The organism is Amycolatopsis sp. NPDC051071, assembly GCF_040682875.1.
GTDB lineage: Bacteria > Actinomycetota > Actinomycetes > Mycobacteriales > Pseudonocardiaceae > Amycolatopsis.
Genome location: NZ_JBFBBY010000004.1, coordinates 25668 through 44151, shown reverse-complemented (window position 1 = coordinate 44151; position 18484 = coordinate 25668). Strand labels below are relative to the sequence as shown.

The 18484-nt window shown below is 68.2% G+C and carries 17 protein-coding genes; 7 read left to right on the top strand and 10 right to left on the bottom strand.

The window, feature by feature from the left end:
* Nucleotides 1–24 precede the first annotated feature (24 nt).
* The gene (locus tag AB0M65_RS02325) at nucleotides 25–810 is read right to left on the bottom strand and encodes an oxidoreductase (protein ID WP_364020149.1); all 786 of its coding nucleotides are present in this window, start codon (nucleotides 808–810) and stop codon (nucleotides 25–27) included.
* A gap of 106 nt (nucleotides 811–916) precedes the next feature.
* Entirely contained in the window at nucleotides 917–1396 is a 480-nt protein-coding gene (locus tag AB0M65_RS02320; RefSeq protein WP_364020146.1) for a MarR family transcriptional regulator, read from the bottom strand.
* A gap of 96 nt (nucleotides 1397–1492) precedes the next feature.
* On the opposite strand from AB0M65_RS02320, the gene AB0M65_RS02315 reads away from it, so the two are divergent.
* Complete coding sequence (locus AB0M65_RS02315) at nucleotides 1493–2152, top strand: DsbA family oxidoreductase (protein WP_364020143.1); 660 nt, start codon at nucleotides 1493–1495, stop codon at nucleotides 2150–2152.
* Here AB0M65_RS02315 and AB0M65_RS02310 read toward each other — a convergent pair.
* From AB0M65_RS02310 to AB0M65_RS02300, 3 genes are read right to left on the bottom strand one after another with little or no spacing between them, the layout of a single operon-like run.
* Nucleotides 2137–2898 carry an EI24 domain-containing protein gene (locus AB0M65_RS02310; protein ID WP_364020140.1) on the bottom strand — a complete coding sequence of 254 codons (762 nt, stop codon included), beginning with the start codon at nucleotides 2896–2898 and terminating at the stop codon, nucleotides 2137–2139. The two genes, AB0M65_RS02315 and AB0M65_RS02310, sit on opposite strands and share 16 nt — an antisense overlap.
* Nucleotides 2899–2956: 58 nt before the next feature.
* The gene (locus AB0M65_RS02305; protein WP_364020138.1) at nucleotides 2957–3994 is read right to left on the bottom strand and encodes a hypothetical protein; all 1038 of its coding nucleotides are present in this window, start codon (nucleotides 3992–3994) and stop codon (nucleotides 2957–2959) included.
* A 29-nt stretch (nucleotides 3995–4023) separates the two neighbouring features.
* Nucleotides 4024–4872: a hypothetical protein gene (locus tag AB0M65_RS02300; protein ID WP_364020135.1), complete on the bottom strand. Its 849-nt coding sequence runs from the start codon at nucleotides 4870–4872 to the stop codon at nucleotides 4024–4026.
* Between the two features lie 119 nt (nucleotides 4873–4991).
* Between AB0M65_RS02300 and AB0M65_RS02295 the strand changes: the two genes are divergently transcribed.
* The 3 genes from AB0M65_RS02295 to AB0M65_RS02285 all read left to right on the top strand — a co-directional run bounded on the left by AB0M65_RS02295 (nucleotide 4992) and on the right by AB0M65_RS02285 (nucleotide 8140).
* A complete protein-coding gene (locus AB0M65_RS02295; protein WP_364020132.1) occupies nucleotides 4992–5564 on the top strand; it encodes a WHG domain-containing protein in 573 nt (190 codons plus the stop codon).
* 8 nt (nucleotides 5565–5572) lie between these two features.
* The gene (locus tag AB0M65_RS02290; protein WP_364020129.1) at nucleotides 5573–6793 is read left to right on the top strand and encodes a GDSL-type esterase/lipase family protein; all 1221 of its coding nucleotides are present in this window, start codon (nucleotides 5573–5575) and stop codon (nucleotides 6791–6793) included.
* A 237-nt stretch (nucleotides 6794–7030) separates the two neighbouring features.
* Entirely contained in the window at nucleotides 7031–8140 is a 1110-nt protein-coding gene (locus AB0M65_RS02285; protein WP_364020127.1) for a S1 family peptidase, read from the top strand.
* 27 nt (nucleotides 8141–8167) lie between these two features.
* Here the strand turns inward: AB0M65_RS02285 and AB0M65_RS02280 are convergent, their stop codons facing one another.
* Nucleotides 8168–9061, bottom strand: coding sequence for a LysR substrate-binding domain-containing protein (locus AB0M65_RS02280; RefSeq protein WP_364020124.1), 894 nt, complete (start codon nucleotides 9059–9061; stop codon nucleotides 8168–8170).
* 80 nt (nucleotides 9062–9141) lie between these two features.
* Between AB0M65_RS02280 and AB0M65_RS02275 the strand changes: the two genes are divergently transcribed.
* Together AB0M65_RS02275 and AB0M65_RS02270 are read left to right on the top strand one after the other, a co-directional pair.
* On the top strand, nucleotides 9142–9549 hold the full coding sequence (locus tag AB0M65_RS02275) for a hypothetical protein (protein WP_364020121.1): 408 nt from the start codon (nucleotides 9142–9144) through the stop codon (nucleotides 9547–9549).
* The gene (locus tag AB0M65_RS02270; RefSeq protein ID WP_364020118.1) at nucleotides 9546–11114 is read left to right on the top strand and encodes a multicopper oxidase domain-containing protein; all 1569 of its coding nucleotides are present in this window, start codon (nucleotides 9546–9548) and stop codon (nucleotides 11112–11114) included. Before AB0M65_RS02275 ends, AB0M65_RS02270 begins: the two co-directional genes overlap by 4 nt.
* Before the next feature lie 114 nt (nucleotides 11115–11228).
* On the opposite strand, the gene AB0M65_RS02265 is transcribed toward AB0M65_RS02270, so the two are convergent.
* From AB0M65_RS02265 to AB0M65_RS02255, 3 genes are read right to left on the bottom strand one after another with little or no spacing between them, the layout of a single operon-like run.
* Nucleotides 11229–11987 carry a fumarylacetoacetate hydrolase family protein gene (locus tag AB0M65_RS02265; protein ID WP_364020115.1) on the bottom strand — a complete coding sequence of 253 codons (759 nt, stop codon included), beginning with the start codon at nucleotides 11985–11987 and terminating at the stop codon, nucleotides 11229–11231.
* Nucleotides 11988–11992: 5 nt separating this feature from the next.
* Nucleotides 11993–14944 carry an FAD-linked oxidase C-terminal domain-containing protein gene (locus tag AB0M65_RS02260; RefSeq protein WP_364020112.1) on the bottom strand — a complete coding sequence of 984 codons (2952 nt, stop codon included), beginning with the start codon at nucleotides 14942–14944 and terminating at the stop codon, nucleotides 11993–11995.
* Nucleotides 14945–14972: 28 nt separating this feature from the next.
* Nucleotides 14973–16136 (bottom strand): aminotransferase class V-fold PLP-dependent enzyme, encoded by a 1164-nt coding sequence (locus AB0M65_RS02255; protein WP_364020109.1) that lies wholly within the window; start codon nucleotides 16134–16136, stop codon nucleotides 14973–14975.
* Between the two features lie 170 nt (nucleotides 16137–16306).
* Between AB0M65_RS02255 and AB0M65_RS02250 the strand changes: the two genes are divergently transcribed.
* The gene (locus tag AB0M65_RS02250) at nucleotides 16307–17677 is read left to right on the top strand and encodes an SLC13 family permease (protein WP_364020107.1); all 1371 of its coding nucleotides are present in this window, start codon (nucleotides 16307–16309) and stop codon (nucleotides 17675–17677) included.
* 53 nt (nucleotides 17678–17730) lie between these two features.
* Here the strand turns inward: AB0M65_RS02250 and AB0M65_RS02245 are convergent, their stop codons facing one another.
* Nucleotides 17731–18462 carry a GntR family transcriptional regulator gene (locus AB0M65_RS02245; protein WP_364020104.1) on the bottom strand — a complete coding sequence of 244 codons (732 nt, stop codon included), beginning with the start codon at nucleotides 18460–18462 and terminating at the stop codon, nucleotides 17731–17733.
* Nucleotides 18463–18484 lie beyond the last annotated feature (22 nt).

Genomic DNA, 18484 nt, shown 5'->3' with positions numbered 1-18484 from the left:
GTCGAGAGGAGCACCGGGCACCGCTCACAGCGCGTCCAGCCTTCCCCCGTCCACCACGAACACCCCGCCGGTGATCCAGGCGGTGCGCTCGGACGCGAGGAACGCGACCATCTCGGCGACGTCCTCCGGTTTACCCGGCGCCCCCAGCGGAGTCGGCCCACCCAGGTTCGCGTACGTGGTGTCGAAGTCCGTTCCGGCTTCCTTCGCGACGATGCGGGCGAGTTTGCGGGCCGCCGGGGTGTCGACGAAGCCGGGGAGGATGGTGTTGACCCGCACTCCCTGAGGGCCGACAGCCTGGGAAAGCCCCTTCGCGTAAGCCGACAACGCCGCCTTCGACGCCGCGAAATCGAGCATCACCGGCTGCGGTGCCCGCACCGCCAGCGCGGAGATCGCGACAATGGAACCGCGTGCCTCGGTCAAGGCGGGAAGCAATGCCCTGTCCATTCGTACCGCGGAAAGGAAATTGACTTCCAGGCACCGGACCCATTCCTCGTCCGGAATGCTCATCGGCCCGTCCGGGTAAAGACTGGACTCGCCGACATTGTTCACGAGAATATCGACGCCGCCGAGCAGTTCGAGCGCGGAAGTGGCCAGTTCGTCGACGCCTTTCCGGGTTCCGACGTCGGCGACGACCAGGTGAACCCCTTCCGGCATATCGTTTTTCTCGGTCCGCGCCGAGGTGACGACCTTGGCGCCGGACGCCGCGAGCCTTGCCACGATCGCGGCACCGATACCCCGGGTGCCCCCGGTTACGACAGCACGTTTTCCGGCGAATTCATCGGACAGGGAAGGAGGAGAGTCATTCGACATACCGACAATGATTCAGCGACACCGGCGGCCTGTCAAGAATTTCCGGGAGCAACCGAAAGGCCACAATGGCGATCCATTACGACCCCTGGAATTCAGTTGATCGACGTCATTCCGTTTCGGCGACGAGATTCAGATTGTAGGCGACCACGGTACGCAGCATCTCCCGGAACCGCTCCTGATCCTCCGGGTCGAGCGGTGCCAGCACCGTCGCCTCCGCCGCGAGGATGGCGGCACGGGTCTCCTCCAGCCGGGCGCGGCCCGCCTCGGTACCCCTGATCAGCTTGTTCCGCCGATCCGCCGGGTCCATCGTGCGCTCCACCAGCCCGGCCGCCACCAGATCGTCGACCAGATACACCATCACGGTGCGGTCGATGTCCAGCTGCCTGCCCAGCTGAGCCTGGTTCCGCGCGCTTTCGTGCACGGCACCGCACAGGGCCTGGAACCCCCGCAGACCGTGTGGGATACCGGCGACCGCGCGCTCCAGCACGGATCCGTGGGCACGGCAAACCTGGGCGAGGAGCCAACCGAGATTGTCGTCCAGCCCCACCGGGAGCGCACCGACCGTCGAACCTGTCACCCCGCCCATGCTAGCGCATCGCCTGCCGGTTCAGATAATCTTGGCACGAGACCATCTATCCAACAGATCGATACGGGAGCACCGCTCCCGCGAACCGGAAGGCCGATGATGCGCGTAGAGGTATGGTCCGACGTCGGTTGCCCCTGGTGCTACCTGGGCAAACGCCGTCTGGACAAGGCGATCGGCCAGTTCGAGCACGGCGACGACGTCGAGGTCGTGTGGCGTAGCTTCCAGCTCGCCCCGAACTACCCCCGCGATGCCGCCCGGCCGCTCTACGAAGCCCTCATGGACCAGATGGGCGGCACCCTCGACGAGGTGCGGTCGATGGTCGAACGGGTCAACGTGCCCGCGGCGACCGAGGGGCTGAAGTACGACTTCGAAAGCGCCTACATGTGCAACACCTTCGACGCCCACCGGATCGCCCAGTTCGCGGGAGAACGCGGCCTCGGTGGCCGCGCCCACGAACGGCTGCTGCACGCGCTGCTCGTCGACGGAGAGGTCCTCGACGACACCGAGACCCTCGTCCGGCTGGCCGTCGAAATCGGCCTGCCCGAAGAGGAGACCCGCCAGGTCCTGGCCGGAGACGACTACGGGGACGCTGTCCGGCAGGATGCTCGCGAGGCGAGGCAACTGGGTGCCGGCGGCGCGCCGTTCTTCGTCTTCGACCGCACCCTCGGCGTCTCGGGCGCGGAATCGGTCGACACCTTCCTCGGCGTTCTCCGCGAAGCCCACGAACGGTCGGCGCCGCCTCAGGTCACCGCCTGATCGGCCACGTCCTCCGCGAGAACCTCACGGGCGACGAGGACACCGCCGACGAACCCGACCGGCATCACGATCAGCGCGGCGAACGGGACCAGGCACAGCAGCGACACGGGAACGCCAAGCCCGAGTGCGAGCGCGCGACGTTTGCGCAGGAGCAGTCGTCGCTGCTTCAGATCCATGCCACGCCGGTAGAACGGCACGGCGATCAGTTCCAGCGCCAGGAACCACGCCGTGACCAACGCCAGCAGAACCGGCACCACGGTCTGCCCCACCACCGGGATGAAACCCGCGATCAGGAGCGGGATCGTGAACACCAGTGAGCGCAGGACCAGGAGCAGACCGTCCCGCAGGCCCATCACCAGCAACCGCCAGCCGGACAGGTCGATCGCGCCGGGGACGCCACCGAGGTCGTCCTCGACCTTCTCCGCGATGTGCTCATAGAACGGGCCACCGATGGCAAGGGTGATCGCCATGAACCCGATCATGGCGATGGCCAGCGCCACCGCGAACACCGCGACGCCGGCCACCACCCGCACCGCCGTCCGCAGACCCGCTTCCCAGTCGTCGGCGAACGGGGTGATCAGCGCGGAAAGGTCGTCGACCCAGAACGCCAGCGCGACGACTCCGCCGAGCAGCAGCATCGTGGTCAGCACCGCGGGCAGTGCCCCGATCAGCAACAGCTTCGGCGACCGCAGCAGGATGCCAAGGCCTTGCCCGAACATCCGGAAACCCTTGAAGAAATCCCGCATCGGACATTTCTACCAGCGGGGCAACTCCCTTGGCCGGTCAGGCAAGGCGAGACGGCCCCTATCCCCCGTCCGCCACCGAGCCACTGCCCTCCGGCCCGGTCACGATGACACGCAGGGAGACCTCGGTTCCGAACGGGACGGCCATGACCTGCCACGTCTGCGGCGTCCCGACGTCGAGAGTGGTCGTGCCCCGCCGGACCAGTGCCGGGACGCGGTCGACGGCCAGCGCGCGAAGGTCGAACCGTGGCACCAGCGCGTCTGTCGGCGCGAAGACCACGGTCAGCCGCCGGTCCTCGACGACCACGGTGATCACCTGGGAGACGTCCGCGGTCTGTGCCAGTGAGTCGATGACCCGGCGCAGTTCTCCCTCACCCAGCAAGGATCGGGAGACGGTGACCGTGGCGGAGCCCGACGAGGACGTGGTCACGCTGGAAGACGTCGAGGACTGCGTCTCCTCCGATCCGGTACGCGCCTCCGGGCCGAACAGTTCCGCACGGAACACCAGCAGGACGGCCGCCGCTCCGAGCACGAGCCCGAGAAGGATGAGGGCGCTGACCGCGCAGCCCTCGGGTGGCGCGCTCACCAGGCTGGACTCCGGAGCGGACTCGATGACGGCTCCGGCCACCCGGCGCTCCCACTCCGGTGACAGCCGCTCCACGACCTTCGCCTTCCACGGCCGGTCCGGCCGGTACTGGATGACGAGGACGCGGCCCGGCCGGTACTCCGAGAGGTTGATCAGGTTGACACCGTGGGTGATCTCCGTGCGGTACGTCGCCGCGCCGTCGGGGGCGACGGTAAGGACGATGTCGACCGGGACATCGCCGGTTTCGGTGCCACCCGCCCGCACGCTCTCGATCTTGGCGAGTGCGACCACCGGGACGATCGCCGCCTCACGGGCACGCCGCGGCATCCCGGCGAGGAAGAGCAGGACACCGTAGACGATCGGGAGCCCCACCGCGGCGATGATCAGCGGGACTCTCTCGAGAATGATGCCGACGATGAAGGCACACAACGTCGTCCCGATGACGGCTCCGGCCAGGAAGCCCCGGAAGAGGGCGACCGGCCCGATCCGGGCGGGAGCTTGGACAGCGGTCATGGACGTAACTCCAGACTTTCAGGGCGGGCTCAGTCCGCGGGCAGCCAGTCACTCAGGGCGGGGTGACGCCGGAACGCCACGAAGATCTTCTTGTCGTCGGTGGGCGCGGCCGGATCGAACAGCACTTCGGCGGTGGCGATCGTGGTGTCCGACGTGCGGCGGGTCACCCAGTGCCGGACGCCGGCGGGGTCGACGAACGACACGGTGACGGTCGCGCCGACGACACGGGTTCCCGATTCGTCACCACCCAGGCGCAGCTTCAAGTCGACGATCCGGGCGGGTACGCGCCATCCGGACCTCAGGAGCTGGTCCCGGATGCGGACCATTTCGGCGTACTGGCGGGAAACACGGACGGCGTACGACAGCGCGAAACAGGTCAGGACGAGCAGGAACGCGGGCGCCCACCAATCCGCGTAGTAAAGCAGCCATCCCCAGAATCCCCACCCTTCGTCCGTGTGGAAGACCGGGTCGACCGCGACGCCGACGGCAAGCGGCGGAAGCCACTCCCGCGACGAAACCCAGAACCCGAGGGTACTTGCCGCGAAGATCAGCACGGCCGGGAACGCCGGTCCCGACGGACGCCCTTGATAGCGCCGCATGGCGGTACTGGCGAGGATGCCCGAGGCCATGCAGCCGAGCAGGCCGAAGGTCCCCCAGATCGCCTCGTACGGTGGCTTGTCGTCCCCGCGGTCGTCGAAGACGCTGTCGATCGCCATAGTCCGGAACTGCTCGAAGATCGCGCCGAAACCGTGTCCGGTCAAGAATCCGCAGAACAGGGCGGCGGCCGAAGCCACGATCGCGCCGACGAGCAGACGACGGTCGCCCCGCCAGTGCTCGATGCGATCATGCCGGGCCTTGGCCGGGTCCACTGTGTTCATCGCGCTCACCTCCGTTCGGACCGCGCCCAGTCTCCGCCGGGCCGTGCGCTACCGAACCCACGTTTTGTTTCCTAAGGCTATTAGGCAAGTACAGAATGGACTATGGTAACGTGGTGATCATGGCACGAGCGGGACTGACCACGGAGCGCGTAGTCCGCGCTGGAGCGGAGATGGCCGACGATCTCGGCTTCGAGCAGGTGACCCCGACGGAGCTCGCCAAACGGTGCGGCGTCAAGACGGCGAGCCTGTACTCGCATGTGAAGAACGCCCACGAGCTCAAGACCGAGATCGCCCTGCTGGCACTGACGGAACTGGCCGACCTCGCTTCCACGGCGGTGGCCGGGCTGGCGGGCAGGGACGCGCTGATCGCCTTGGCGAACGTCCACCGTGACTACGCGGTGGAGCATCCCGGCCGCTTCACCGCCGCCCGGTTCCGGCTCGCCCCGGAGACTGCGGCCACCAGCGCCGGCGTCCGGCACGCGCGGCTGATGCGGGCGATCCTGCGTGGCTACGACCTGGCCGAGCCGCATCAGACGCATGCCGTACGGCTGCTGGGCAGCGTCTTCAGTGGCTATGCCGGTTTGGAGTCCGCCGGCGGCTTCAGTCACAGCTCACCCGATTCGCAGGAAAGCTGGACCGAGATCCTCGACGCGCTCGACGTCCTGCTGCGTGCTTGGCCCCGAAGGAAATGACCGGAGAAATGATCACCACCCCCATCACCGCCACCCTTGTCCGCGGCGCACTCGATCTGGAGCACACCGATCGCGGAACGCTCCCCCACCGGCTGCCCGCGCGTGCGCGGCGGCAGATCCCCGACGGCCAGCTGGCGATGGCGGAGTCACAGCCTTCCGGTGTACGACTGGCTTTCCGCACCCGCGCCACGATCGTCGAACTGGACGTCATCGCCACCAAACGGGTCTACACCGGAGCACCGCCTCGTCCCGACGGCGTGTACGAGCTGCTCGTCGACGGACGGCTCGCGGGACAGGCTTCCGCGCCCGACGGAGACACGCTGACCATCGACATGGCCGCCGGTACCGCGCGATCCGAGCCGGGCCCGATGCGGACCCTGCGTTTCGCCGACCTGCCCGGCGACGACAAGACCGTCGAGATCTGGCTTCCTCACGACGAAACCACCCGGCTGGTCGCCCTGCGCACCGACGCAACCGTCCACAATGCACAGTCTAATGGTCGCCGGACCTGGTTGCACCACGGCAGTTCCATCAGTCACGGCTCCAACGCCGCCACACCGACCGGGATCTGGCCCGCGCTGGCCGCGAAGCTGGGCGGAGTGGACCTGGTCAACCTGGGCTTCGGTGGCGGCGCCTTGCTCGACCCGTTCACCGCGCGGACCATGCGAGACACCCCCGCCGATCTGATCAGCGTCAAGATCGGCATCAACCTCGTCAACTCCGACGCGATGCGGTCGCGCGCGTTCGGCCCGGCCGTCCACGGCTTCCTCGACACCATCAGGGAAGGGCATCCGGCAACACCACTGCTGGTGGTCTCCCCCCTCCACTGCCCCATCCACGAACGGACGCCGGGGCCGAGTTTCCCGGACATGGCCGCCCTCGCGGAAGGAAAGCTGCGGTTCGTCGCCACCGGCGACCCGGCCGAGACAGCGGCGGGGAAACTGACGCTCACCACGATCCGCGGCGAACTCGCCCGCATCGTCCAAGAGCGAGCCGACCCGAACCTGGGCTATCTCGACGGCCTCGAACTCTACGGTGAGGAAGACAACGCCGAACTGCCGCTGCCCGACGAACTCCATCCGGACGCGGCCACCCACCGGCGCATCGCGGAACGCTTCGCCCGGCTGGCGTTCGGCGGCTCGTTCACCGGGGTGCGGGGAACCCCGGTACCCCGATCCGGGGACCCGCGGCGGACATCGCCGAGATCGACTCCGGAAGCCATTGTTTAGACCAATCGTGTGAACGCGGGCGCCGTTTGCTGTGCGCGGATGACCCGGTAGGCCGCCGGGACGGTACCTATCTTTCTTCCTGTCCAACGAAAGTCGGTACCTGCGCCCGACGGCGTGGATCACCCTGATCGGCACCGGATCACCGGTGCCGGTCACCACGTCGTGCCCGGCTACCCACTGTGTCCAGCGCGGCCACCCTTCGCGCTGGATCCTCCCTCGCGAAAGTGAGTCACCGGTATGCGCACAACGTCCCCGGGCCATCCTCTACTCGCTCGCTCCGCCACCACACTCGTGGCCGCGGCCGCGGTCATCGGTTTCCTCGCCCCGTCCACGGCCACCGCCACGACCATCGAGGGCTACTCCCCCACCGTGCAGCGTGAGGCGGTGTCTTCCCTCTCCTCGGAGGCCGGGATCAGCGAAGCCGCGGCGGTCGAGTTGCTGCGGACGCAGAAGTCCAGTGTCGAAACGCTGCGGAGTGTCACGGCCTCGCTCGGCTCCCGTGCCGCCGACGGCTACCTCGACGACGCCGCCAAACCGGTGGTGAACGTGCTCGACCAGGCCGCCGCGGACCAGGTCAAGGCGACCGGCGCGCAGGCGAAGGTGGTCAAGCACTCCACCGCGGCACTGGCGAACGCGCAGGACGCCCTGCAGGCGCTGCCCACGGTGACGCACACCTCGATCGGTCTCGACCCGAAGTCGAACCAGGTCGTGCTGACCGTGTCCGACGCCGCCAAGGGCACCGATGCCCTGCTGAAGGCCGCCCAGTCGCTCGGTGACCGGGTCCGGGTGGAGCGGACCTCCGGCGAGATGCACACCGCGATTTACAACGGCGAGGCCATCACCGGCGGCGGCACCCGTTGCTCGGTCGGCTTCAACACCAACAAGGGCGGGCAGAACTACATCCTCGACGCCGGACACTGCACGCGCGCGGTCTCGCAGTGGAACGTCGGCCCGTCGCAGGGTGCGAGCTTCCCGAACAACGACTACGGCCTGATCCGCAACACCTCCGGCAGCGGACCGGGCGCGGTCAGCCTGTGGAACGGCTCGACCCAGCGGATCTCCTCCTCCGCCGCCGCGACCGTCGGGCAGCGGATCAGCAAGAGCGGCAGCACCACCCACCTCACCTCGGGTTCGGTGCAGCGGCTGAACGTGACCGTGAACTACGCCGAAGGCTCGGTGTACGAGCTGATCCAGACCAACGCGCTGGTCAACCCCGGCGACTCGGGTGGCTGCCTCTTCTCCGGCAGCGTCGGCCTTGGCATCACCTCCGGCAAGGGCGGCAGCAGCTCGTACTTCCAGCCGGTCGGCGAGGCACTGAGCGCCTACGGCGTCACGCTCAACCCGTAAGACACCCCTGAAGCCGGGTCCTGGTCGTTACGACCGGGGCCCGGTTCCGGTGTGGAAATGTGCGCTGACGTGCTCGCGAAACCGTTGCGCGGCAAGGGAAAGGTAGGTGTTCTCGCGCCACGCGACGCTGAGGACGCGGCGGCACTCCGGGTCGTCGACCGCCAGCCAGACCACGGTCGTGCTGGTGTCGGCACGCAGTCCGAGCGAGGGAACGAACGCGATGCCGAGGCCCGCGTCGATGAGCTGAAAGAGCACCGCGGCTTCGTCGCCCTCACAGACGATGTCGAGCTCCAGCCCGGCTTTCGCGAAAAGGTGTTCGGCGAGCGCGCGCTGCCAATAGCCGGGACGGGTGGCGAGAAAGGGCTCGCCCGCCAGCTCGGAGAGGCTCACGCGACCACGTCCGGCGAGCCGGTGCCCGGCGGGCACGCAGAGCATCACGGGTTCGTCCAGCAGCACCCGGCTCCGGATGTCGTTGCCGGACAAGGGTTGCGAGGTGACGCACAGATCGACGTCGCCAGCGCGGAGCTGCTCCGCCATCCGCGCCGCCGACGCCTGGGACAGCCGCACGTCCACCAGCGGATGGTCGGGGACGAACGTACGGAGTGGCTCGGTGAGGACCAGCAGGCTTTCGGCCGCGACGGTGACGGTGCCGCGCTCCAGACCGGCGGCGTCGTCGAGTTCCCGGCGGCCGTCGTCGAGTTCGGTCAGCGCCCGGTCGACCCGCCGGAGGAACGCGGCGCCGAACCGGTTGAGCCGGATCCGGCGCCCGTGCCGGTCGAACAACGGCACGCCGAGGTCGGCTTCCAGTCGCGCGAGGGTCCGGCTGAGCGAAGGCTGCGCGACCCGCAGTTCTTCGGCGGCGCGGCCGACGTGCTCGAGCCGGGCGACCGTCTGGAAGTACCGGAGCGCCAAGAGATCCACTGCTGATACCTCGTCTGTTATGAACAGATAACCAATCTTGTCTTGGACAGCATAAGGCCTCCGCCCATAGCTTCTCTCGCGTGAGTGAAACCGTGACTACCCCGAGCCGGAAGGCGAACGGGACGCTGGTGGTGAACCGGGTGCTCGTGAGCGCCCACGCCGTCGCGATATTCGGCCAGCCGATCTTCGCCGGCGGCTATCTTGGCGGCGACTACGACATGCTCTCGCTGCACCGCTGGGGTGCCGACGCCGTGTCCTTCCTCGCCTACGCGCAGATCTTCGCGGCGCTGGCGCTGTGGCTGGTCCGCGGACCGCGCTGGCTGTTCTGGATCAGCCTGCTCCTCGCGGCGGGTGAGACCGCGCAGTATTTCGCCGGGATGGACGGCGCACTCGATCTGCATCTCCCGCTCGGCGTCGCGCTCGTCGCCGGGATGGTGCTGACGACCATCGCCGTCTGGCGTCCGCAGACGTGGCGGGCAGGCCGATGAGCCGCCGTCTTCCCCGGCGGACGTTCCTCGGGCTCGCCGGTGGCGCCGGCGTCCTCCTGACCACCGGGCTGGTCGCTCCCCGGCTGCTCGCGCAGGGTTCGCCGGGCACCGGCGAACTGCTGCGCAGCGGCATCCCGCTGCCGGAACCGTTCCGCGTACCACTGCCGATCCCACCGGTCCTGCGTCCACAGAGGACGGACGTCGCCGACCACTACACGATCACCCAGCGAGCGGCGTCGGCCGAGATCCTTCCCGGCGTACAGACACCCATCTGGGGCTACGACGGGATCTTCCCCGGCCCGACAATCGAATCGCGGCGGGACCGGACGGCGGTGGTCCGCCACCGCAACGAACTTCCCGTGCCGACCGTGGTCCACCTGCACGGCGGCCATACCCCCGCCGAGTCCGACGGCTATCCGACCGACCTCGTCCTGCCGGTGTCCGGCTGGGACGCCGGGCACGCGGGGCACGGCATGGCCGACGCCCGCGCCCGGATCACGAACGGTGAACGCGACTACGTTTTCCCGCTGCGGCAACGGGCCGCGACCCTGTGGTACCACGACCACCGGATGGATTTCACCGGTCCCGCGGTGTACCGGGGGCTCGCCGGGTTCCACCTGGTCCGCGACGACGAGGAAGACGCGCTGGGGCTCCCGGCCGGTGAACGCGAGCTCCCGCTGATGATCGCCGACCGCGCCTTCGACGAGCACGGCGCTTTCGCCTACCCGTCGCTCGATCGGACGCTTCGGACCACTCCGGGAGTCGAAAGTGCATTCGTGGAAGGTGTTTTCGGCGATGTCATCCTGGTGAACGGCGCGCCGTGGCCAGTCCACGAGGTGGCGGCCGTCAAGTACCGGCTCCGCGTCCTCAACGGCTCCAACGCCCGCCGCTACGACCTCGCCTTGGCTCCGCCGCCACCGGGTGGAGGCGGCTTCGTGCAGATCGGCAGCGACCAAGGACTGCTCGAAACACCGCGCGCACACGACCACCTTCCCCTCGCACCCGCCGAACGGTACGACCTCGTCGTCGACTTCGGCCGGTACCCGGTCGGCACCGAAGTCACACTGGTGAACCGCCTCGGGACCGGCTCGACCGCACAGGTCATGCGGTTCGTCGTCGCCCGGCGGGCACTCGACGAAAGCCGGATTCCCGCCAAGCTCAGCACGATCGCGCCTCTCGACCGCTCGGATGCCACGACGATCCGCGATTTCTCCTTCCGCGCCGGCACCGTCCACGGCCGCGCGGGCTGGGTGATCGGCGGCGAACCGTTCTCGCCGGACCTGATGTCGGCGAGCCCCCGGCTGGGCGACACGGAGATCTGGCGGTTCGTCGCCGACATCCACCACCCCGTGCATCTGCACCTGGTCGGCTTCCGCGTCCTGGCCCGCGGCGGCCGTCCGCCGGGACCGTTCGACGGCGGGATCAAGGACACCGTCGACCTGAGCCCCGGCGAGTCGGCCGAGGTCATCGCCCGCTTCGACGGCTACCGCGGCCGCTACGTCTTCCACTGCCACAACGCCGAACACGAAGACATGGCGATGATGGCGAACTTCGAGGTGCTCTGAGCGCGCGGGGTCGCGGGCGGGGGCTGTGTGGATTTTGGCGCGTTGGATGATCCAAGATCCACACAGTCCCGCACGACAGTCCCTGTCACACCGAAACGCCACTCACGACACCGTTCACTCCCTCGCATGGACGGGGTTCGTCAGTTCCCCGATCCCTTCGATGGCCACGGTGACCTCGTCCCCCGGCTTCATCGGCCCGACGCCTGCCGGGCTGCCGGTGAGCACGACGTCGCCGGGGCGCAGGGTGAACCACCGGGTCACCCACGCCAGGATCCTGGGCACACTGAAGATCATCTCGCCGGTGGTGGACCGCTGGACAGTCCGCTCATGGAGCCGCGTGGTCACCTTGAGGTCTCCGTTCTCGAGGTCGGTGGTGATCCAGGGCCCGAGCGGGCAGAACGTGTCGGCGCTCTTGGCCCGCGCCCACTGTCCGTCGGCCCGCCAGTCGTGCGCCGTGACGTCGTTGGCGCAGGTGTAGCCGAAGATGTGCTCGGTGGCGTTCTCGACGGTCAGGTTCCGCGCGGTCTTGCCGATGACGACGGCCAGTTCGCCCTCGTATTCGAGGCGTTCGACCCCGGGCGGATGCAGGATCGGCTGCCCGGGGCCGATGACGGCGTTGGGTGCCTTGAGGAACAAATGTGGCCGTTCCGGCCACGGACGCCCTTTTTCCTTGAGCTGGCAGGCATAGTTGCTGCCGACGCAGACGATGGTGCGTGGATCGCATGGCGCGAGCAGCCGGACGCCGTCGAGTGGTCCGACGACGGCGCCGGGGCCGGTCACCGGGTCGTAGGCACGGACGAGGTCACCGTCGCTTGTGGACTCGACGCAGCCCGTCCGGTCGTGCCCCTCGGTGGTGAAGCGGATCAGGCGCATGCCGGTCAGCCCCGATCCATCGCGCCGGTGAGCGCCTCGCGGACCAGTTCCAGCGGATGCCAGGCGGTGCGGCCCATCCCGTGGAAGATCTGCTGACGGCAGGACACCCCGGTGGCGGCGACCAGCGTGTCGGCCGATTCCTTTTCCAGGGCGGGGAAAAGCCGATCGCGCCCGACGGTCATCGACGTCTCGTAATGTTCGGCCTCGAAGCCGAACGACCCCGCCATCCCGCAGCACCCGGAGTCGATCTCCGCGACCTCCAGGCCGGGGATACGGCGCAGGAGCGCCATCGTCGCGGCCGTCCCGACCTCCGCCTTCTGGTGGCAGTGGCCGTGGAAGACCACGCGCCGCCCGCTGAGCCACGACCGTCCTGGCAGCTTCAGCCTGCCGTCGTCGATGGCTTCGACGAGCAGTTCCTCGACCTGCCGGACGCGCTCCTTGACCTGCTTCGCCTCGGGAAGATCGGGCAGCAGCGCCAAAGTCTCGTCTCGCAAGGTGAACACGCACGAAGGCTCACAGCCGACGATCGGCGATCCCGGCTCGGTGTCGCGTGCCAGCGAGGTGACCAGTCCGGTCGCCTTCTTCTTGGCGTCGTCGAGCAGCCCCTTGGACAGGCTCGACCGTCCGCAGCAGCCGCCGGAGGCCATTTCCACCGCCCAGCCCGCGCTTTCGAGCAATTCGATCGCCGCCTTGCCGATCTGCGGTTCGGTGAACGTGGTGAACGAGTCGGCAAGCCAGTTGACCGTGCCCGCGCTCCCGGGTGCCGCGACGCGCCGCCGGTTCCAGCGCAGCAGGTTGTCCCGGACGTACTTCGGCATCGGCCGCTCGGCCTTGATCCCGACGGTGCGCTCCATGAGCTTGCGTACCAAGCCGATGCGACCGGGCATATTGGACAGTGGGGCGGTGGCAGAGCCCATCCGGTTGAGGAACCGGATGGCGCCGAAGATCCGCGAACGCAGCGGAATGCCGTGTTCCTCGTGATACTGGTGAAGGGTCTCGGCCTTGAGCGAGGCCATGTCGACGCTCATCGGGCATTCACTCTTGCAGGCCTTGCACATCAGGCATAGATCGAGGATCTCGTGGAGCCGTTCGCCGCCGAGCGCGGCCTTCGGATCCGGCTCCGACAGCGCCTTGACCAAGGCGTTGGCGCGGCCGCGCGTGGAATGCTCCTCCTGCAGGGTGACCTGGTAGGACGGGCACATCACGCCGGCGGTGGTCTTGCGGCACAACCCGATGTTCATGCAGCGGTCGGCGGCGTCACGCATCCCGCCGCCGCCGATGACCTCGAACGACAGCATGGTCCGCAGCGGCGGCGCGGGTGGCAGGGCGTCGCGGTCACGCAAGTTGTCGGTCATCGGGGGTGCGTCGACGATCTTGCCGGGGTTCATCGTGCCCGCCGGGTCGAACAGCTTCTTGACCTGCCGCATGGCTTCGTAGAGTTCGTCGCCGAAGATCTCCCGGTTGAACTCCGATCGGGCCAGTCCGTCGCCGTGTTCGGAGGAGTTCACGCCGCCGTACTCGGCCACGAGGTCCTTGATCTTCTCCGCGACCACGCGCATCGTGTCGACCTGCTCGGGATCGGTGAGGTCGACGAACGGCCGGATGTGCAGGCAGCCGACCGAACAGTGCCCGTAGAACCCGGCTTCGAGCCGGTGCTCGTCGAGGATCGCCTTGAACCGCTGGGTGTATTCCGCGAGGTGCACGGGATCGACGGCGGTGTCCTCGATGAACGCCAGCGGTCGTTTGGTGCCCTCGCCGGCGGCCATCAGCAGCCCGAGACTGGACTTGCGCACTTTGAGCAGCGCCACCTGCTCGGCGGCCGTGACGAGTTTGAGCGTGTGGTACCCGTGCCCGTCGCGCTCCCACAAAGCGGCGACCTCGTCCAGCTTCACCGCCAGTTCGGCCTCGTCGTCACCCGAGAAGGACACGAACAACAACGCCGCCGGATCGCCGACGAGGTAGTTCCCGAGGTCGGCGTATTCGATCTTCCCCCTGGACAGGTCGAGAATCGTCTTGTCCATCAGTTCGACTTGGTGGGGCCCGCAGCTGAGCGCGTCGAGCGTGGCGGAGATCGCGCCATGTGTCGTCTCGAAATGCCCGACCGCGTACACGGTCTTCTTCGGCTTGGGCACCAGGTCGACTTCGATGCGGGTGGCCAGCACGAGGGTGCCCTCCGCGCCGACGACGAATTTGGCCAGGTCGAAGGGATTCTCGTCGCCATACCCGGAGAGGCGGTCGAGCCGGTAGCCGCAGGCACGACGCCAGAACACCGGCATGCCCTTGGCGATGGCGTCCTCATGCGCGGTGACGAGTGCGGGCAGCTCGCGATAGATCCGGCCTTCGAGTGTGTCGGCCTTGGCGCGCCGCACGCGTTCGGCTTCGCTCACCGGTTCCAGGCGGGCGCTGGAGCCGTCGGCCAGCACGACGTCCAGCGCGCGGATGTGGTCGATGGTCATGCCGAACGTCAGCGAACCGGAGCCTGCCGAGTTGTTGCCGACCATCCCGCCGATGGTGGCGCGGTTGCTGGTCGAGGTGTCCGGGCCGAACATCAGCCCATGCGCGGCGGCGGCCTTGTTGAGCTGGTCCTGCACGACACCGGGTTCGACGACGGCGGTGCGGGCCACCGGATCGAGGTCGAGGATCCGGTTCATCTGCCTGGACAGGTCCAGCACCAGGCCGGGCCCGACGGTCTGCCCGGCAAGGCTGGTGCCCGCCCCGCGCGGCACGACCGGGACACCGAACTCCGCCGCGGTGGCGATAGCGGCGGCGACATCGTCGTGATCGCGGGGGAACACCACTCCCCGCGGCATGATCGAGTACATGCTCGCGTCGCGGGAGAACAGGTGGCGGGTGTAGTCGTCGAAGGCGACTTCGCCGGTGATCCGCGCGCGCAACGCGTCTTCGAGCGGGTCGGTGGCGATTCCCTGGTGGGCGGGGCGGGTCAAATCGGCTGTCATCGATCGGCTCCTCTCGCGGCGACACGCCCTAGTTCTGCAGGTGCTCCAGTGCGGCCTGCAAACCGCGTGGATCGGCGGGGACACCGGCGAGCGTCAGTCCCATTTGGACTCCCGCGAGGGTTCCGGCGAGGGTGAGGTCGTTGAACGCGCCGAGGTGGCCGATCCGGAAGATCTTGCCCGCCAGTTTGCCGAGGCCGGCGCCCAAGGACATGTCGAATCGGTCGAGGATGACGGCGCGGACCTTGTCGGCGTCGATTCCTTCGGGCACCAGGACCGCGGTCAGCGAGCCGGAATGCTCGCGCTCGTCCTGGCAGAGGACCTCCAGCCCCCAGCCGCGCACGGCGGCGCGAGTGGCGGCGGCGTGGCGGGCGTGGCGCGCGAAGACGTTCTCCAGACCCTCCTCGTAAAGCAGGCGCAAGGCCTCCCGCAAGCCGTACATGAGGTTGGTGTTCGGGGTGTAGGGGAAGAAACCACGCTCGTTGGCGGTGAGCATCGGGCCCCAGTCCCAGAAGAGCTTCGGCAGGCACGCGGTCTTGGCGGCGTTGAGCGCCTTGTCGCTGATGGCGTTGAAGCTCATGCCGGGCGGGAGCATGAGGCCCTTCTGCGAGCCGGCGACCGTGACGTCGACTCCCCATTCGTCGTGGCGGTAGTCGATGGAACCCAGCGACGAGATCGTGTCGACCAGCAGCAGCGCGGGGTGTTCCGCCGAATCGATGGCGGCGCGGATATCCGGGATCCGGCTGGTGACACCGGTGGAGGTTTCGTTGTGGACCACGCAGACGGCCTTGATCCGGTGGGCGGTGTCGGCGGCGAGTTTTTCGGCGACGACCTCGGGGCTGGCGCCGTGCCGCCAATCCCCCGGCACGAAGTCGACATGGAGCCCGAGGGCACGCGCCATTTCGTGCCAGAGCGTGGCGAAGTGCCCGGTCTCGAACGCGAGGACGGTGTCGCCGGGGCTGAGAGTGTTGGCCAGGGCCGCCTCCCACGCGCCGGTGCCGGTCGCGGGGTAGATGACGACCGGGTTCGTGGTGCCGAAGACGGGCTTGATGTCGGTCAGCAGCTGCCTCCCCAGCTCCTGGAACTCGGGTCCGCGGTGGTCGATGGTGGCCGCCGACATCGCCCGGAGCACGACGTCGGGGACGTTCGTCGGTCCCGGGATCTGCAGGAAGTGACGACCGGCTGCGTACGTCATATGCGCCTCCACACTGAGAGCTCCGAAAGGTTCCACAGAGCGAAACCTTGGTCTCGCTGCATGAAAGGTATACCGTGTACCGAACCTCGTCGAGGGGGTACCCGCAACAACTTCGAGTCCCTGAACACGCAAGTCCCTGAATGTGTCAGCGCCGACCGCGGAGGATGCCCATGTCCATACAACTCGTCACTGTCGTGGCGCTCGCCCTGGTGTTCCTGATCGCGACCGTGCTCCCCGTGCATATGGGGGCGCTCGCGTTCGTCGCCGCGTTCGTGATCGGCACCGTCTTCGCCGGGGAGAGCACCGATGACATCGTCTCGGGCTTTCCCGGCGATCTCTTCGTCATCCTGGTCGGAGTGACGTTGCTGTTCGCGATAGCCAAAGGCAACGGCACCGTCGACCGGCTCGTCCATCTGGTGGTACGCGCCGTCGGCGGGCGGATCGCCCTGATCCCGTGGGTGATGTTCGTGGTCACCGCGGCCTTGACCGCGGTCGGCGCGGTGGTGCCCGCCGCGGTGGCGATCATCGCCCCGATCGGCATGGGCTTCGCCCGCCGCTACACCATCAATCCGATGCTGATGGGCCTGCTGATCATCAACGGCGCCAGCGCCGGCGGCTTTTCCCCCATCAGCATCTTCGGCAGCATCGTCAACGGCGTCGTCGCCCGTGACAACCTGCCGAGCAATCCCGGGCTGCTGTTCGCGTCTTCCTTCGTCTTCAACCTGTTGCTGTGCGTCGTGGTGTTCTTCCTCTTCGGCGGCCGGGAGCTGATCCGCCGGTCTTCGGCCGCCGTCCCCGAGATGGTCGCCGTGACAGCCCAGCCCGCGACAGCACTCGCGTTGAGTGGTTCCTCGGCAGGCGCGACGATGACCGGTGGCGGCGGCCCCAGCGATCCCCCGCCCTCCGGTGGCAGCGGCGGCGAAGAGCCCGAAGAGCGTCTTCCGCTTAATCGCGACCACGTGTTCACGCTCATCGGCCTCGCCGCGCTCGCGGTGGGCGCGCTGGTGTTCAAACTCGACGTCGGCTTCACCGCGCTCACCGTGGCGACGGTGCTGTCGCTGGTCTCGCCGGGCTCGGCCAAGGCCGCCGTCAGCGAGGTCGCCTGGCCGACGGTGCTGCTGATCTGCGGAATCGTCACCTTCGTGGCGCTGATGGAACGGGTCGGCACGATCGACTGGCTCGGCAACCTGGTCACCCAGATCGGCTCCCCGCTGCTGGCCGCGTTCCTGATCTGCGCCATCGGCGCGGTGGTTTCGGCGTTCGCGTCGACGACGGGGATCCTCGGCGCGCTCATCCCGCTGGCGGTGCCGTTCCTTCTGGCTGGCGAGGTGGGCGCGGTGAGCATGATCATCGCGCTGGCGATCTCGTCGTCGGTCGTCGACTCGTCACCGTTCTCGACCAGTGGCGCGCTGGTCGTGGCCAACGCTCCCGAGGGACAGACCGACAAGGTGTTCCGGGGCTTGATGATCTGGGGCTTCAGTATGTGCGTGATCACCCCGATCACGACCTGGCTGCTGTTCATCCTGCCTGGCTTGTCCTGATCCAAGCAGTCCACATCGGACGGTCCAGCCGGACTGTCCGATGTGGACTCGCGTTAGCGGGCCCGGCGTTCTGCCAGCCACCGCTCGGAGTCGGGGGTGCCGCCGTCGAGCTGGTCGACGATCGCGTCGAGGAAGCTGGCGTGACCGTGATCGGCCAGTGCCTTCAGCACCGCCTCGGCGTCGCCGCCCTCGATGATCGTGAGCAGTTCGCGATGCCGCCCGACGTTCTGCATCAGCGACTCGCCGTCGCGGCGGGCACTGCGGTTGAGCGCCATGCACAGCCGCATCTGCAGGGAGAGCGCGCGATACGCCTCGGTGACCCGCTCGTGCCCGGCGAGCGCGACGATCGACTGGTGGAAGTCGTACTTCCGCTGCGTGAAAACGCCCTCATCGCCGCCGAGAGCCGCCTGTTCGAAGGCGGCCAGCGCGTCCCGGCAGTCCTGCAGCCGCTCCGGCGAGCGGACCGGGATCCCGATCCGGACGGCGAAGGCTTCGAGTTCCTCGCGCAGGGTGATGATCTCGTAGACGTCGTGGCGAGTAAGGGGACGGACGATGACGCCGCGCCGCGGATGGGGGACGACGAGCCCCTCGAAGGTCAGGACCTGCAACGCTTCGCGCAACGGCGGACGGGATACGCCGAGGCGTTCGGTCAATTTCGCCTCGACCAGACGCGTGCCGGGCGGGAGTTCACCGGAAAGGATCATCGCGCGCAGCGCCTGGGTGGCCAGCTCGGCCATACTCGGCGGCGCGACGATGCGGCCGTCGTCGAACTGCGTCGTGGTCATCGAGACCCCCTCTCTAGCCGTA

Bases quoted from the DNA above. Each gene is read 5' to 3' on its own strand.
- AB0M65_RS02325 (WP_364020149.1), bottom strand. From the start codon at position 810: ATGTCGAATGACTCTCCTCCTTCCCTGTCCGATGAATTCGCCGGAAAA.
- AB0M65_RS02320 (WP_364020146.1), bottom strand. From the start codon at position 1,396: ATGGGCGGGGTGACAGGTTCGACGGTCGGTGCGCTCCCGGTGGGGCTG.
- AB0M65_RS02315 (WP_364020143.1), top strand. From the start codon at position 1,493: ATGATGCGCGTAGAGGTATGGTCCGACGTCGGTTGCCCCTGGTGCTAC.
- AB0M65_RS02310 (WP_364020140.1), bottom strand. From the start codon at position 2,898: ATGCGGGATTTCTTCAAGGGTTTCCGGATGTTCGGGCAAGGCCTTGGC.
- AB0M65_RS02305 (WP_364020138.1), bottom strand. From the start codon at position 3,994: ATGACCGCTGTCCAAGCTCCCGCCCGGATCGGGCCGGTCGCCCTCTTC.
- AB0M65_RS02300 (WP_364020135.1), bottom strand. From the start codon at position 4,872: ATGAACACAGTGGACCCGGCCAAGGCCCGGCATGATCGCATCGAGCAC.
- AB0M65_RS02295 (WP_364020132.1), top strand. From the start codon at position 4,992: ATGGCACGAGCGGGACTGACCACGGAGCGCGTAGTCCGCGCTGGAGCG.
- AB0M65_RS02290 (WP_364020129.1), top strand. From the start codon at position 5,573: ATGATCACCACCCCCATCACCGCCACCCTTGTCCGCGGCGCACTCGAT.
- AB0M65_RS02285 (WP_364020127.1), top strand. From the start codon at position 7,031: ATGCGCACAACGTCCCCGGGCCATCCTCTACTCGCTCGCTCCGCCACC.
- AB0M65_RS02270 (WP_364020118.1), top strand. From the start codon at position 9,546: ATGAGCCGCCGTCTTCCCCGGCGGACGTTCCTCGGGCTCGCCGGTGGC.
- AB0M65_RS02265 (WP_364020115.1), bottom strand. From the start codon at position 11,987: ATGCGCCTGATCCGCTTCACCACCGAGGGGCACGACCGGACGGGCTGC.
- AB0M65_RS02260 (WP_364020112.1), bottom strand. From the start codon at position 14,944: ATGACAGCCGATTTGACCCGCCCCGCCCACCAGGGAATCGCCACCGAC.
- AB0M65_RS02255 (WP_364020109.1), bottom strand. From the start codon at position 16,136: ATGACGTACGCAGCCGGTCGTCACTTCCTGCAGATCCCGGGACCGACG.
- AB0M65_RS02250 (WP_364020107.1), top strand. From the start codon at position 16,307: ATGTCCATACAACTCGTCACTGTCGTGGCGCTCGCCCTGGTGTTCCTG.
- AB0M65_RS02245 (WP_364020104.1), bottom strand. From the start codon at position 18,462: ATGACCACGACGCAGTTCGACGACGGCCGCATCGTCGCGCCGCCGAGT.